Below are 15,554 nucleotides of genomic sequence, written 5' to 3'. Positions count from 1 at the left end.
GGAATCGAACCCCTGTTACCAGGATGAAAACCTGGCGTCCTAACCCCTAGACGAACGGACCATTTTTGTTTCAAATGCGGATGCAAAAATACAACTATTTTTTAATGCCGCAAATGTTGATCAAAATTTTTTAAAATTTTTAATAGGCCTTGGCAAATAACACTCTCCCTTCGGAAGGTTTCCCAGTTAATACGCACTCTCCCACCTCATTCTTCCTGTTAAAAGGAATACATCTTATGGTAGCTTTCGTAAGTGCTTTGATCTTATTTTCAGTCTCCGGAGTACCATCCCAATGCGCTGAAATAAAACCTCCTTTTTGCTTTAGCACTTTTTTGAATTCATCAAAAGAATCAACTTCAGTTATATGTTCATCCCTGAAAGATTTTGCCTTCTCAAAAAGCGCATCCTGAATTTCAGTCATTAAAGACCTTACTTTTTCCACAACTTTATCTTGGTCTACGAATTCTTTGGTAAGAGTATCCCTTCTTGCAAGCTCAACCGTTCCTTTTTCAAGATCCTTGGGTCCTATTGCCAGCCTGACCGGCACTCCCTGCAACTCATACTGGGCAAATTTCCATCCCGGCTTCTGCGTGTCTCTATCATCGTATTTTACTGATACGCCCAAAGCCCTCAGGTCTTTCACCAGTTTATTAGCCACTTCAGATATCTGTTCTAACTGTTCCTCTCCTTTATAAATTGGCACGATCACCACCTGGATAGGCGCAAGATTAGGAGGAAGCACCAGACCATTATCATCACTATGGGTCATAATAAGAGCACCTATCAACCTTGTTGAAACTCCCCATGAAGTCGCCCAAACATACTCCAGACCTCCCTCTTTAGTGGCAAATTTCACATCAAAGGCTTTGGCAAAATTCTGACCTAGAAAATGAGAAGTTCCGGCCTGTAATGCTTTCCCATCCTGCATTAAAGCCTCAATACAGTATGTTTCAAGAGCCCCGGCAAACCTTTCATTTTCGGTCTTACTTCCCTTAACTACCGGAATAGCCATAAAATTCTCGGCGAATTCAGCATAAATATCATTCATCAGTTCAGTTTCCTGAAGTGCCTCTTCTTTTGTTTCGTGGGCAGTATGGCCTTCCTGCCAGAGGAATTCAGATGTTCTAAGGAAAAGCCTTGTTCTCATCTCCCATCTAACCACATTAGCCCATTGGTTCACCTTTATTGGCAGATCCCTGTATGACTGAATCCAGTTCTTATAAGTATTCCAGATAACCGCTTCAGAGGTCGGTCTTACCACCAGCTCTTCCTCCAGTTTAGCCTCAGGATCCACCTTAAGTTTACCGGGATTGTCCGGATCATTCTTCAAACGATAATGAGTAACCACAGCACACTCCTTTGCAAAACCTTCGGCATTCTTTTCCTCGGCCTCAAAAAGGCTCTTGGGAACGAATAGGGGAAAATAGGCATTCTGATGCCCCGTCTCCTTGAACATCCGGTCCAATTCGGCCTGCATTTTCTCCCATATCGCAAAGCCATATGGCTTGATCACCATACAGCCTCGCACAGCAGAGTTTTCAGCCATATCAGCCTTTACAACCAGTTCGTTATACCACCTGGAATAGTCTTCGCTTCGCTTTGTTAGATTCTTACCCATTTCTTGTTATTTGGCATAAAACTTGTATCTTTTAATACGTAATCGTACTAACCGTTCGGGCAAAACTAACTATTTTTAGCATGCCCAACAATAAAAAGAATTACCAATGAAACTTTATTACATAATACAGAATAAATTGAACCTCCTGTTCATTCCGGTGGTTCTGTTCGCTATGGTTTCATGCGGCTCATATCAGTATTCCGGTTATGAGGCTGATGGAATCTATGGTGAGTCCCGACCTGGAATCTGGGAACAGGAAGAGCCACAAACTACAGAGGTTAAGCCGAATAACAACAGTAACTATTATAAGAATCTTTTCGCCCAGCAGTCTGAAATGGTTGGAGAAGTCCTTGAAAGTGATGTTTTTACCGATGTCGAAAGCTATACTTCTAATGACGGGTATGAAAATTACAATGATGTTGGTGGCGATGTAGCCTATGTAGGCGGAAACGCTCCCTGGGGGGATGATCCGGATAGCTATACCATAAACATTTATAATGATGGCTTTTATTCCCCATGGAGATATGGATGGGCTTATCAACACTTTCCTTTTTATTATGGAGGATTTTATGACCCATGGTATAACCCATATTGGTATGGACCATACTGGCGACATAGTTACTGGGGTGGTCCGATAGCCTATGGTTACGGATCTTACTGGAACATAGGCTTTGGATTTGGATTTGGTCACTATTATGGTGGTTATTATAATCCTTATTATGGTAATTACTACGGATACCACCATCCATACCGCTATAATGATCGTATTGCATATAACCAGGGAAGAAGAAATTCAACCGTTTATTATTCTGACGGCGAAAACCGCAGAAGCGTTTCTTCTCGAAATTCTTCTTACTCCAGAAGTATAAGAGCAATAAGAAATTCGAGGTCATCAGATGGAACTTCCCGGGTAAGAAGCAGCGCAAACAATGATAACGATCGAAGAATTTATACCAGAACCAATCGTAGAACCGAATCTTCAAGATCCTACGATTACAACAGAAGCAGAAACAGTTCTCCGGTTTACCAGCGCTCTTCCCAAAACACCAACAGGACATACAGGTCTGCACCATCCAGAAGAAGTAATTCTTCTTCTACCAGATCATCTACTACAAGAAGCTCAAGTAGTTCCAGCAGAAGTTCAGGGACAACAAGAAGCTCTGGCGGAAGATCTTCCAGAGGTGGTCGCGGAGGAATTCAGTAATAAAGAAAAAATTTAAAAAAACCTTACAGGCAGATGCGCTTGTAGGGTTTTTTTTTAATCGAAAATCAAATTATCATGAAAAGAATATTATCTCTATTAGTCTTTTTTACAGTCATAAGCTCAGTTGAGGCACAGGACCTGAATGACGCTTACAGATATTCTTCAAGTGAACTATCAGGAACTGCAAGATTCGTGGGCATGAGCGGAGCTTTTGGCGCATTGGGCGGAGACCTGTCTGCAATTTCATTAAACCCGGCTTCTTCAGCTGTATTTTTATCCAGCAGCGCTTCGGTAAGTTTAGGATACAGAAATTTAGACAATAGCATACTTTATAATAACGGGAGTTCGGTAAGCGAAAATTCTGAATTTGATCTGGGCAACCTTGGCGGTGTTTTTGTATTCAGGAGCACTGGAGACAGTAACTGGAGAAAATTTTCCCTGGGCTTAAATTACAATTCCACCTCTAATTATGAAGAAAATTATGTGGTAAGAGGTACTTCTTCAAATTCCATAGACCAGTATTTTTTGAATTATGCTGACGGTGTGGAGCTGGATCTTCTTCAGCTTAGAGATGATGAAAGCATCTCTGACCTGTATTCTTTTTTGGGTGAAAATTATGGCTTCCCGGTTCAACAGGCGTTCCTGGGGTACCAGGGATATGTAATTGAAGCCGAAATGGACGACCCAGCCAACTCTGATTATTTTTCACTCATCGCACCAGGAAACTTTGACCAGCGTTATAACTATGCCGCAACCGGGCTAAATGGAAAACTTACTTTCAATGCGGCTACCCAGTATAAGGATTTCCTTTACCTTGGATTGAACCTGAATACCCATTTTATCAATTATGAAAATTCAACAGAACTTAGTGAGTTCAATAATAATTCTGGAAGTGAGACCACCGAAGTTTACTTTGGAAACAACCTGAGCACTAATGGAGAGGGATTTTCTTTCCAGCTGGGAGGAATTGCCAAAATCAATGAAAGCCTTAGACTTGGTATCACCTACGATTCCCCAATCTGGTTCGATATAAGAGAAGAGACCACCCAGTATCTTGAAACCAACAGTCTACAGGATGAATTTGTAACCATAGCGCCTAACATTTTAAATGTTTATCCTGAATACCGCCTGCAAATTCCTTCAAAATTAACCGGAAGTATCGCATATCTCTTCGGAAAACAGGGGCTTATAAGCTTTGATTACAGCAGGAAAGATTATTCCAATATGAAATTCAAGCCTGAAACCGATTTAAGCTATCAAAACCTGAATAGGGAAATTTCCGAAAATATGAAGGCAGCATCTACATATAAGTTTGGAGGGGAATACCGAATTTCTGATTTCAGTCTTAGAGCTGGTTACAGATTTGAGGAAAGTCCTTTTAAGAATGATACCCGTGTTGGAGACCTTACCGGCTACACTGGCGGAATAGGTTATAATTTTGGGAGTGTAAATCTTGATCTGGCATACAGCTTCGCAAATTATGAGCAAAATACGCCAATATTAAATACCGGACTTACAGATCCAATAAGGTTTGATCGGGATCTTTCAAAAGTCATATTTTCAGTTAGTTTTGGCTTATAAAAAGAAACCGAAGTAAACAAAGATCCGTCATTGGCTCTTTGTTATCTCTTCAGAGTGAAATTTGACATATATTCCCGATGTTCCCCGGTTTTTTGATCAATAAATTCCACCTTAAACCAATAATCATCGGCTGGTAGATCTCTGCCGTTATAGGTTCCATCCCAGCCTTTAATTCCTCTTGGGTCAAGCTGATGAATAAGTTTGCCGTACCTATCAAAGACGTACAGTCTTTTTATAGTAATGTCATTATTACTTATCAGGTTCCAGGTGTCATTGTAACCATCAGAATTTGGAGTGAAGAAACGGGGATAGCCCACCAAAAAGAAACTTTCACTTGTGGTCTCGCCGCAGCCATTGGTCTCCCGTACACTTACAACATGGTTTCCAGGAGGTACCTGGTTAAAAATATTAGATTCCTGCCAGTTATTGTTATCCAGTCTGTATTCTAAACCGGCATAATCCTCCCCAATAATTTCCTCAGCAGTCGCCGTCACCGTATATCCATCCCCAAAATCGGAACCTGTAATTGAAATCGAAACCGAACCTGGCCTGGATACCGCCACGGGTATTGTACTAAACTCCCTTTCACAGCCCGAGATAGAATGACTTAAATTTAGGTTTATAGTTTCTGTAAGAGGAATATCGTTCAATGTAAGTATAGCATTTGTACTTATAATATTGGTACCGTCACTCCACTCATAAGTGTAATCTGCTCCCAGATCGACACCTAAAGTGACTGCGCTCACGGGAGTATTACCGGCATTTACACAAAAAATAGTGATTTCCGGCAACTGATAATCCGGGAAATCAAACGTAGCCAATTCAAACTGTTCAGTCTCAGAAAGACAGCCGCTTTCTATATGTTCGACCCTGGCATAGATAACAAGTCCGGATTGAAAAGCGAACGAACCAGGTTGCGTAATCGGTTCATTATTTTCAACGGCTTCAGTACTTTCATAATAAACAACTCTGAAATCATTTTGATTTACATTAGGCGCTATAAGCTCGGGAGCAGTTTGAGTAAGATCTATAAAATTATCAGATTCTGCACAGGTTGAAAGATTTAAAACCTCGCCGATCTCCGGACTTTCATAAAAAGTGACCGTTACATCATCCTGATCGCTACTTGCTCCCACCAGGTCTTTTACCACCAGCCTGTAATCTCCGGACTGGGTCACAGTTAAAGTTGGACCGTCTTCTCCCAGAATCTGCTCATATTCCGAGGTATTATCATTATAAACATACCATTCATAAATTTCAGCTTCATCGGTAGTTCCGTCCAGAATATATTCATCATCATCACATACTACAATATTATCGCCGAGATCACTGTCCAATATAGAGCAATCTGTGGAACCTCCGCTGGCATTTGTCTGCTCCAGCGATATGAATCCAGGAAGTTGCTGAAAGTTCGTGATCACGACCACATAGACTTCATTCGCCATTGCGCCAGGAATCGTCATCGTTTCGACGGCATCGGGGAGATAGCTACAATCAATAAGATTTGCCTCATTCAGAGCCGATGCATTACAATACTCTTCCCCCCTGTCAAAAGGTCCCCAAACTACAAAATCGACATCAAGGGGAGCACCACTACCATCTTCATTTTCATATTGAGAGATACTAAAACGGAGATCTCCCGGCTCTTCTACTTGCAAAAAGAACCAGGCAGGATAGGGCTGCTCTTCCAGACAGCCATAGTATGGCCCGGCCTCCCCGTTTATCTGAGAACTGTTAGTACTATTGGAATTTGGAAAAGTAAGCCTTTCACTGCCCGCACAAAAAGGTTCAATATCTGAACAAAAAGCTCCCTGCCCATACATTGTATTTATGGAAAATCCACTTAAAAGCAGAGTTATTATTAGCGTGTGAAATACCTTCATTAAGACTTTCCAATATAAGTCTATGCAAATTATGAAATATAAAGCACATCTGTCTTATAGCCTAATTGATTTTGAATACTGCTAAAAGCTTATAAATATGTATCTTTGCAAGCCAATACGGTTTAAACCGACTATTATTGCAAAAAAGCATGAAAGTAGATAAGATATTGAATGAAATCGAAGAAATGGGTGACGCCCATGCGGCAAGCAGTGCTAATACACCGCTAAGAGAAGATGCGTTCGACCTGAGCGATAATGAAAAAATCGATCTTATTAGGGAAGACGTAAGGCATATCATGGAGACGTTGGGTCTGGACCTAACCGATGACAGCCTGAAAGGAACTCCCTTAAGAGTGGCTAAGATGTTCGTAAGCGAAGTATTTTCTGGCCTGCATCCAAAGAGAAAACCAAAGGCTTCTACCTTTGAAAACAAATACAAATACGGTGAAATGCTGGTAGAGAAAAATATCACTGTTTATTCTACCTGCGAGCATCACCTTCTGCCAATTGTGGGAAAAGCCCATGTGGCATATATCTCTAATGGGACTGTTGTTGGGCTTTCAAAAATGAACAGGATCGTTGACTATTTTGCAAAACGACCTCAGGTTCAGGAGAGAATGACAATGCAAATTGTCCATGAACTTCAAAATGTGCTAGGCACACCAGATGTTGCCTGCGTTATTGATGCGAAGCATTTGTGCGTAAACAGCAGGGGAATCAGGGATATTGAAAGCAGTACTGTGACCAGTGAGTTTGGAGGAGCTTTCAAAAAAAATGAAATAAGAAGAGAATTTCTGGATTATATTAAATTAGACACCTCGTTCTAATCATTCAAAACATTTTTACTACATGGCGCTCTACCAGGAACAAAGCCTGAAACTTTACAATTCCATGACGGGAGAAAAAGAGGTTTTTACTCCCATCAACGAAGGACATATAGGAATGTATGTATGCGGACCCACCGTATACAGTAATGTGCACTTAGGAAACTGCAGAACATTCATTTCTTTTGACCTGGTCTTCAGGTATCTTAAACACTTAGGTTATAAAGTTCGTTATGTAAGAAATATTACCGATGCCGGGCATCTTGAAAATGACGCTGATAGCGGTGAGGATAGAATTGCCAAAAAAGCAAGACTGGAGCAGATTGAGCCAATGGAAGTTGTACAGAAATATACCGTTGATTTTCACAACATCCTTCAGAAATTCAACAATCTTCCTCCTAGCATCGAACCAACCGCCACCGGGCATATTGTTGAACAAATTGAGATCATCAAAACCATACTCGAAAATGGCTATGCATACGAAGCCAATGGATCGGTTTATTTTGATGTACTAAAGTTCAATAAAGACCATGCCTATGGAAAATTAAGCGGAAGGGCTATAGAAGACATGATCGCAAACACCAGGGAACTGACTGCCCAGAGTGATAAAAGAAATCCACAGGACTTCGCATTATGGAAAAAGGCCGAGCCACAGCATATTATGCGCTGGCCCTCACCATGGAGTGATGGCTTCCCTGGCTGGCACTTGGAATGTACCGTTATGAGCACAAAATATCTGGGCGAAGAATTTGACATTCATGGTGGTGGAATGGATCTTAAATTCCCTCATCATGAATGTGAAATAGCACAGGGAGAGGCTGCAACAGGAAAATCTCCTGTAAATTACTGGCTTCATGCCAATATGCTTACCCTGAATGGAAAGAAAATGGCCAAAAGTACCGGGAATTTTATACTCCCGGAACAGATATTTACCGGAAACAATGATATATTAACAAAGGCCTTTTCTCCGAATGTGGTAAGGTTCTTCATACTTCAGGCTCATTATCGAAGTATTCTTGACTTTTCGAGTGATGCGCTGCTGGGCAGTGAAAAAGGTTTTAACCGTCTTATGGAAGCCTATCATTCAATAGTTGAACTTCCTGTTTCTGAGAAAACCGGCTTTAACCTTGCAGAATGGAAACAGTCCTGCTATGACGCGATGAATGATGACTTCAACAGCCCCATCCTTATTGCAAAGCTTTTCGATGCAGTTAAAACGATCAATAATATCAGGGAAGGCTCACTTCAAATCACCGAAAAGGATAAAAAAGAACTTAAGGAAAGTATGAGCTCCTTTATGTTCGACATCCTTGGACTTGTGGACGTCGCTTCTGAGAATGAAAACGACGAAAACAAACTTGCCGGAACCATAGACCTACTCATACAACTGAGAACTGAAGCCAGAAATAATAAAAATTTCGCCTTAAGTGATCAGATAAGAGACCAGTTACAGGACCTTGGGATTCAACTTAAAGACGGGAAAGAGGGCACTACATTCTCTGTAAAATAAAATGTTCATCATGCTGGACCGAGGCTTGAGTAAAATATTGACCGGTACTGTTCAGTTCTATAAGAAGTTTATTTCACCTCTTACCCCGGCTACATGCCGTTATGAGCCAACCTGTTCCACCTATATGATAGAAGCCATCAGGAAACACGGGCCTTTTAAGGGAACATGGCTGGGAATTAAAAGAATAGCCAGGTGCAACCCCTGGGGAGGCTGCGGTTATGATCCAGTTCCGGGAAAATCAGACTCCAAATCTGCCTAAAGAAACGGCAAATATGTATATTTACGCCTAATCAAAAAATTTACCATGCTTATAAATGCTATTCGCTGGAATCCGTCAGAAGGATTGGATCTGGGAATTCTCACCATACACTATTACAGCCTCATGTTCTTAATTGCCTTTGGTCTTGGCTGGTATATCATGAAAAGTATCTACACCCGTGAAGGCATAGAGATAGAAAAGCTGGACTCTTTATTTATTTATACTGTTATCGCCACTCTTTTAGGCGCCCGACTTGGACATGTGATCTTTTATGACTGGGACTACTTTCAAAATCACCTCCTTGAAATATTTTTACCCGTTAGGTTTGAACCGGAATTCGAATTTACCGGCTTCAGAGGACTCGCCAGTCATGGAGCTGCCATTGGGATTATCGTAGCCATGTACCTATACGCTAAACGCATACTGAAAAAACCTGTTCTCTGGATATTAGACCGCATAGTAATACCCGTTGCCAGTGGTGCCATTTTTGTACGGATAGGGAATTTTATAAATTCTGAAATCGTAGGGAAACCCACCAATTCAGATTACGGAGTGATATTTGAAAAACTTGGAGAGGATTTCGCCAGACATCCCGCTCAATTGTATGAATCGGGCTGTTACCTGATAATATTTATAATTTTATGGTTCATGTACTGGAAAACTGAAAAACGATTCAAACTAGGCTATATATTCGGTCTTTTCCTTGTCCTGCTCTGGACCGTGAGATTCTTTATAGAATTCATTAAGGAGCCGCAGGTTGAGGAAAGAGCGACCTGGTTATTAAATACCGGCCAGTGGTTAAGCGTTCCCTTCGTTCTGGCAGGACTTTATTTCATGTACAGGCCTACCAAAAGAAGAACGGTATGAGAATGCGAATTATAAGTCTCGCTTCACTTTCACTTTTCCTGAGCCTTTCTGTCTTATCCTGTAATGAAGATAAAAAAGAAAAGGCTATTGAACCAGATCCTATTTCCTTTCAGAAGGAAGCAGAACTCTATTTGATAAAATCATCGGGGGATACTGTTCAAAAGCTGGATATAGAACTTGCTGAAAGCGATTATGAGCATCAAACCGGGCTTATGTATCGTGAGGGTATGAAGAACTCACAGGGCATGCTCTTCATCTATAATGAGGAACAGGTACGGAATTACTACATGAAGAATACCTATTTCCCTTTAGATATTATTTATTACGATGCTGATAGCAGCCTTGTAAGTATCCAGAAGAACGCTGCTCCCCGTAATGAAACTCCCCTTCCCTCAGAAGGCCCTTCTCAATTTGTACTTGAAGTGAACGCCGGACTTTCTGATGAATGGAAAATCGAGAAAGGAGATAAATTCAGTTTTTACAGAACTACTTTGGAAGAATAGAATCATTTTATTAATGATTGAAAACAAAAAAGGGCTTCCAAATTGGAAGCCCTTTTTTTTCGTTATATAATTAACCTGAATTTATGCTGTTGCAGCTTCTTCAGTGTGAGGTTTCTTTTTCTTTTCGATAGAAGACTTATTCTTCACGCTATCTACCATTACCGGTGTTGCGATGAATAATGAAGAGTAAGTACCAACAATAACACCAACTATAAGAGCGAACATAAATCCTCTGATGCTTTCACCTCCAAAGATGAAGATGGCAAGTAATACAACCAGGGTTGTTAGCGAGGTGTTCAATGTTCTACTAATAGTACTGTTCAATGCAACATTAACTATCTTACCAAACTCCCATGAGGAATGTTCATTAACATATTCTCTAATACGGTCAAACACAACCACAGTATCATTCAGGGAGTAACCAATTACAGTTAGGATCGCTGCGATAAAGGCCTGATCAATTTCCATATTAAAAGGCATCACTTTATAAAGCAGCGAGAAGATCCCCAATACCACAAGAACATCATGGAATACCGCTGCAACTGCTCCAAGACTGAACTGCCATTTACGGAAACGCAACAAGATATAAAGGAATACAACTATAAGCGAACCTAAAACGGCCCAGAAAGATGCATTCTTAATATCATCGGCGATGGTAGCTCCTACTTTCATCGATTGCATAATTCCAACCGTCTTAGCATCAGAACCATCAACAAACTCATCATAAGTAAAGTCTGCAGGCAGATAAGGTGTAAGAGCGTCGAATAGTGACTGCTGAATTTCTTCATCTACTTCAGCACCCTCTTCATCTACCTTATATTTAGTAGTTATCTTCAACTGGTTATCCGGACCGAATGTTTTTGCTTCGGCACTTCCGAATGTAGCTACAAGGTCACTTTGAACTTCAGTAGGATTAACATCATCTGCAAATCTTACCGTATAGGTTCTACCCCCTACAAAATCAACACCTTCATTTAGACCCTGTAAAAATAAAGAGCCAATACTAATCACGATGAACAATCCTGAAATGATATAGGCAACTTTCCTCTTTTTAAGGAAATCTATGTTCATGTTAGTGAACAGGTTCTTTGTAAGGGAAGTGGCAAAATCAAGTGATTTTTCCTTTTTACCATAGCTGTCAATAAGCAATCTGGTAATAAAGATAGCAGTGAATAAAGAAGTTGCGATACCAATTAGTAAGGTTGTTGCAAATCCTTTAATAGGACCGGTTCCCAGTACGAATAGAATAAGACCGGTAAGACCTGTCGTGATGTTCGCATCAAGAATAGACGACAAGGCATTGTTGAAACCATCCCTAATGGCATCTCTCTGTATTTTACCTTTAGCAAGCTCTTCCTTAATCCTTTCAAAGATAAGTACGTTGGCATCAACCGACATACCTATGGTCAATACGATACCCGCAATCCCGGGCAGTGTAAGCACCGCTCCAAGACCTGCAAGGATTCCAAAAATAAAAAGGATGTTTACAACAAGTGCAATATCTGCAAAGGCTCCAGCTTTACCATAATAAAATATCATCCATAGCAGAACAAGGATAAGAGCGATAACGAAGGAATTTATACCACTGTCGATAGCCTCCTGACCCAATGAAGGTCCTACTACCTCACTTTGAATAATATCTGCAGAAGCCGGCAGTTTACCAGCCCGAAGCACGTTGGCTAAATCCTGACCTTCAGTAATGCTGAAATCACCGGTAATCTCACTCCTGCCACCCGAAATAGGTCCGGAAGAAACACCTGGTGCAGAATAAACAATATTATCAAGAACGATAGCGATCTGGCTTTGGTTATTATATGCCGTTTCGGTCATATCTTCCCAGATCTTCGCTCCAGTACCATCCATTTGCATGCTTACCGCTATGCGACCTAATTGATCATAAGTCTGCTGTGCATCGGTAATCACGCTTCCACTTAATGGAGGCTCCATATTACGATTACCTTTCAGAGCGTATAATGCTGAAGTTTGAGTCTCATCATCTGGCACACCCCAAACAAATTTTGCATAACGTAGTTCCGAGGGAAGTAGTGAACGTATTTGCGGTCTGGTAATGTAATCCATCACCTTTGCAGTATCCTGAACTTTAAAAGTAGCTAGCACAGGTCCTCCCTGGTATCCCGGAGAAACAATAAGATCGAAAATTGGATTACTTCCGGTCTCTACCTGGGTAGTATCTTCAGCATCGGCTAAAAGCTCATCAATTTCGCTATCTCCTGAAGTTTCTGTAGTATCTGCCTCCTCTACGGTTTCAGCTTCTTCTGAACGCTTCATTTCAGCCAGCCTATTATTAGCCTGAACAAGGAAATTTCCCAGCTCATTATTTTTATATACATGCCAGAACTCTAATTGAGCTGTACTTTGAAGAAGATTCTTAACCCTGCTAATATCTTTTGCTCCCGGTAGCTCAACAAGTATTCTTCCTGAATTTCCTAAACGCTGAATGTTTGGCTGGGTAACACCAAACTTATCGATACGCTTTCTTAATACTTCAAACGCCGAAGTAATAGACTCATCAATCTTTCTTCTAATGATAGGTTCAACTTCCTCATTTGTCATATTGAAGTTAACCTCATCACTTAAAGTTTTATTTGCAAAAATATCCGGAGATGCCAGTTTAGCATTGGGTATATTATTGAATGCTTCAAAGAAAAGATCTATATAGTTCTCCTGGCTATCTGTCTGCGCTGCGTCAGCTTCTGCCAAGGCCTTTCTAAAAGCAGGATCCTTAGAGTCATTGGCAAGGCCACTTAAGATATCTTTTACTGAGATCTGAAGAATCACATTGATACCCCCCTTAAGATCAAGACCTTTGTTAAGCTCTTTATCTTTTGCGTCATTATAGGTTATACCAGCGATCACATCTTCATTTCCGATCGAATCCAGATATCTGGCCTCGGCCTCATCACGAAGTCGCGAATAATCCTCTACATCTTCGCCAATTCTCTGAACCGCAAACTCTTCAGCCTCATCTTCAACACCATTTGTTATAAATGTAAAAGACAGCTGATAAAGGCATACCAGCCCAAATAAAATTGCAAAAACTTTAATCAGTCCTTTATTCTGCATTATTCCTCAAATTATTGATTATAGGTCTATTTTAAAAACGGACAAATATAGGACTTCATAATTCAAATCCCAATATTTTTTTTTGGATAATTTTAACTTTTAAATCCATTAAAAAAGCCACAAAAACTGTGGCTTTCCAATGTATTCTGTTTGAATTTTTCTGAAAAACTAAACGTCAAGAAGACCATTGGTTTTTTTCACACCTTCGGCACTCTCTTTCATTTTGGCTATCTCAGCTTCATCCAGTTGCAATTCCACAATTTTCTCCAGGCCGTCTTTTCCAAGAATAGCCGGCACACCGATACAAAGATCACTCAATCCATATTCACCATCCAATAATGCTGAACACGGGAACATTTTTTTCTGGTCACAAGCTATAGCCTGAACCAGTCCGGAAACAGCAGCACCTGGCGCATACCATGCACTGGTTCCTAATAATTTGGTAAGAGTCGCTCCTCCTACTTTAGTATCTTCCGCCACCTGGTTCAGTCTATCCTCAGAAAGGAAAGCAGTTACAGGAACACTATTTCTAGTAGCTAATCTGGTAAGCGGCACCATTCCGGTATCGCTATGCCCTCCTATAACCATACCGTCAACATCTGAAGGCGGACATTCCAGGGCCTCACTTAATCTATACTTGAATCTTGCGCTATCCAGAGCACCACCCATTCCTATGATTTTATTTTTAGGAAGTCCGGTAGTTTTATGAACCAGATATGTCATCGTATCCATAGGATTACTCACAACGATAAGTGTAACATCCGGAGAATGCTTAATAAGATTCGAGGAAACCTCTTTCACGATCCCCGCATTGATCCCAATAAGTTCTTCTCTTGTCATTCCAGGTTTACGCGGAATACCACTTGTAATTACAGCGATATCACTATTTGCGGTTTTGGAATAATCGTTAGTACTTCCGGTTATTTTTGTATCGAAGCCATTAAGGGTTGCAGTTTGCATCAGGTCCATTGCTTTACCTTCAGCGTAACCTTCTTTAATATCCAGTAAAACTACTTCAGAAGCAAAATTTTTGATGGCAACATATTCGGCACAGCTGGCACCAACGGCACCTGCTCCTACTATGGTAACTTTCATGTTATATGATATTATTTAATTTCTATTAATACTGATTACGAAATTACAAATAATGAGGCAGTAATAATAATAAGGATTGATTAAATCAGGTAATATTTATAAAATGAAATGCAGGCCAATATTCACATTTACAAATTTACCCGCGGTGGCCATAGTACTGATCTTAAATTTATTGAAATAAAGATTAAAACCTATATCCCCTTTGAATTGAGCCTGTTTATCGTTTAAGGTAGCCAATTGAGAATTAACAAAAGGTAAGGCAACTCCGGTGCCTCCAAACTCATATTCAAAATCTGACTGAGCGACTCCTAAAGCACCGAAAATTTCAAAATTCTCATATTTCTTCGATGCCATAACTTCAGCCATCCATACCCCGGCACTCACATCGATAAGATTCAGGTTCACAAGATCTGGAACACTGATCTGCTCAAACTCATATTTAACATCAAATATATTATAAGAAATTATACCAGCTAACTGAAGATCTTCTTCGTCATTAAATCTAAAATACTGGCTAAAATTATGCTTTAAACCTATTCCATAGGTACTGAAGTTAGATCCATCAACCTCCAATTCAGGCAAAAACCGGACACCCACCTCAGTATTAAAAGGCAGTCCTACAGAAACCTGAGCAAACGGATATATTAAAGCTCCTTTGTCAACACCCTGAAAAGCTTCAAAAGAAAACTCATTTCCCTGAAAACTTCCATTAAACATTACTTCTGATTTACCCCCAAAAGCAGTTGGTATTACAGCAGAATTGACACCATCATTTATTTTAAGATTAGTCAATGCGGTCCGGTTAATAGTAAATTCCTTTTTACTGGAAGGCACAAAAAGACCATTGCCATGAATTGAAACATCTACTTTCCATTCATCCAAAGCCCTGGCAGATGTAAACCAGCCTGCAGTACCCTGATAGGCCGTACTTTCGGATGCCGGAGTTGCAAAGCCATCTGCAATATGCAATAAATCATTAACTATATCCTGCCCCTCCTGAGGTAACTGGCCAAACATGGTTGAAACAAAAAACAAAAAAGCAGGCAATACAAATAACTTGGAATTTTTCACGGTGATTTAGGTTTAGGTGTGGTAAAAATAATAATTTAAAAGATCCATTTACTTA

At 40.4% G+C, this 15,554-nt stretch carries 12 protein-coding genes; 7 read left to right on the top strand and 5 right to left on the bottom strand.

Translation table 11 applies throughout. The annotated features are described in order from the left end of the window. Positions 1 to 139: 139 nt before the first annotated feature. Positions 140 to 1,618: a proline--tRNA ligase gene (gene proS / locus LU635_RS01195; protein WP_240095357.1), complete on the bottom strand. Its 1,479-nt coding sequence runs from the start codon at positions 1,616 to 1,618 to the stop codon at positions 140 to 142. A 106-nt stretch (positions 1,619 to 1,724) separates the two neighbouring features. On the opposite strand from proS, the gene LU635_RS01190 reads away from it, so the two are divergent. Next, on the top strand, positions 1,725 to 2,822 hold the full coding sequence (locus LU635_RS01190) for a hypothetical protein (protein WP_240095356.1): 1,098 nt from the start codon (positions 1,725 to 1,727) through the stop codon (positions 2,820 to 2,822). Positions 2,823 to 2,897: 75 nt separating this feature from the next. Next, a complete protein-coding gene (locus tag LU635_RS01185; protein WP_240095355.1) occupies positions 2,898 to 4,403 on the top strand; it encodes an OmpP1/FadL family transporter in 1,506 nt (501 codons plus the stop codon). A 41-nt stretch (positions 4,404 to 4,444) separates the two neighbouring features. Here LU635_RS01185 and LU635_RS01180 read toward each other — a convergent pair whose 3' ends face one another. Next, complete coding sequence (locus tag LU635_RS01180; protein WP_240095354.1) at positions 4,445 to 6,286, bottom strand: T9SS type B sorting domain-containing protein; 1,842 nt, start codon at positions 6,284 to 6,286, stop codon at positions 4,445 to 4,447. Positions 6,287 to 6,435: 149 nt separating this feature from the next. Between LU635_RS01180 and folE the strand changes: the two genes are divergently transcribed. Genes folE through LU635_RS01155 form a run of 5 tightly spaced genes read left to right on the top strand, consistent with a single transcriptional unit; the run spans position 6,436 to position 10,249 of the window. Next, positions 6,436 to 7,113, top strand: a complete 678-nt coding sequence (gene folE, locus LU635_RS01175) for a GTP cyclohydrolase I FolE (RefSeq protein ID WP_240095353.1) — start codon at positions 6,436 to 6,438, stop codon at positions 7,111 to 7,113. A 22-nt stretch (positions 7,114 to 7,135) separates the two neighbouring features. Next, positions 7,136 to 8,620 (top strand): cysteine--tRNA ligase, encoded by a 1,485-nt coding sequence (gene cysS, locus LU635_RS01170; protein ID WP_240095352.1) that lies wholly within the window; start codon positions 7,136 to 7,138, stop codon positions 8,618 to 8,620. A gap of 10 nt (positions 8,621 to 8,630) precedes the next feature. Further along, the gene (gene yidD / locus LU635_RS01165; RefSeq protein WP_240095351.1) at positions 8,631 to 8,879 is read left to right on the top strand and encodes a membrane protein insertion efficiency factor YidD; all 249 of its coding nucleotides are present in this window, start codon (positions 8,631 to 8,633) and stop codon (positions 8,877 to 8,879) included. A 45-nt stretch (positions 8,880 to 8,924) separates the two neighbouring features. Then, positions 8,925 to 9,746, top strand: a complete 822-nt coding sequence (gene lgt, locus LU635_RS01160; RefSeq protein WP_240095350.1) for a prolipoprotein diacylglyceryl transferase — start codon at positions 8,925 to 8,927, stop codon at positions 9,744 to 9,746. Then, positions 9,743 to 10,249, top strand: coding sequence for a DUF192 domain-containing protein (locus LU635_RS01155; RefSeq protein WP_240095349.1), 507 nt, complete (start codon positions 9,743 to 9,745; stop codon positions 10,247 to 10,249). Before lgt ends, LU635_RS01155 begins: the two co-directional genes overlap by 4 nt. An 81-nt stretch (positions 10,250 to 10,330) precedes the next feature. Here the strand turns inward: LU635_RS01155 and secDF are convergent, their stop codons facing one another. The 3 genes from secDF to LU635_RS01140 form a co-directional block, all read right to left on the bottom strand. After that, entirely contained in the window at positions 10,331 to 13,333 is a 3,003-nt protein-coding gene (gene secDF / locus LU635_RS01150; RefSeq protein WP_240095348.1) for a protein translocase subunit SecDF, read from the bottom strand. 168 nt (positions 13,334 to 13,501) lie between these two features. Next, a complete protein-coding gene (gene mdh, locus LU635_RS01145) occupies positions 13,502 to 14,428 on the bottom strand; it encodes a malate dehydrogenase (RefSeq protein WP_240095347.1) in 927 nt (308 codons plus the stop codon). Positions 14,429 to 14,524: 96 nt separating this feature from the next. Further along, entirely contained in the window at positions 14,525 to 15,499 is a 975-nt protein-coding gene (locus tag LU635_RS01140; RefSeq protein WP_240095346.1) for a DUF6588 family protein, read from the bottom strand. Positions 15,500 to 15,554 lie beyond the last annotated feature (55 nt).

The sequence above is a fragment of the Christiangramia crocea genome (genome assembly GCF_022410465.1).
Classification (GTDB): Bacteria; Bacteroidota; Bacteroidia; order Flavobacteriales; family Flavobacteriaceae; genus Christiangramia; species Christiangramia crocea.
This window is presented reverse-complemented; position numbering and strand designations above follow the sequence as displayed.

Excerpts from the sequence above, each read along its gene's own strand:
- folE (WP_240095353.1), top strand. The coding sequence starts at position 6,436 with ATGAAAGTAGATAAGATATTGAATGAAATCGAAGAAATGGGTGACGCC.
- LU635_RS01185 (WP_240095355.1), top strand. The coding sequence starts at position 2,898 with ATGAAAAGAATATTATCTCTATTAGTCTTTTTTACAGTCATAAGCTCA.
- proS (WP_240095357.1), bottom strand. The coding sequence starts at position 1,618 with ATGGGTAAGAATCTAACAAAGCGAAGCGAAGACTATTCCAGGTGGTAT.
- LU635_RS01180 (WP_240095354.1), bottom strand. The coding sequence starts at position 6,286 with ATGAAGGTATTTCACACGCTAATAATAACTCTGCTTTTAAGTGGATTT.
- yidD (WP_240095351.1), top strand. The coding sequence starts at position 8,631 with ATGCTGGACCGAGGCTTGAGTAAAATATTGACCGGTACTGTTCAGTTC.
- LU635_RS01155 (WP_240095349.1), top strand. The coding sequence starts at position 9,743 with ATGAGAATGCGAATTATAAGTCTCGCTTCACTTTCACTTTTCCTGAGC.
- secDF (WP_240095348.1), bottom strand. The coding sequence starts at position 13,333 with ATGCAGAATAAAGGACTGATTAAAGTTTTTGCAATTTTATTTGGGCTG.
- cysS (WP_240095352.1), top strand. The coding sequence starts at position 7,136 with ATGGCGCTCTACCAGGAACAAAGCCTGAAACTTTACAATTCCATGACG.
- lgt (WP_240095350.1), top strand. The coding sequence starts at position 8,925 with ATGCTTATAAATGCTATTCGCTGGAATCCGTCAGAAGGATTGGATCTG.
- mdh (WP_240095347.1), bottom strand. The coding sequence starts at position 14,428 with ATGAAAGTTACCATAGTAGGAGCAGGTGCCGTTGGTGCCAGCTGTGCC.
- LU635_RS01190 (WP_240095356.1), top strand. The coding sequence starts at position 1,725 with ATGAAACTTTATTACATAATACAGAATAAATTGAACCTCCTGTTCATT.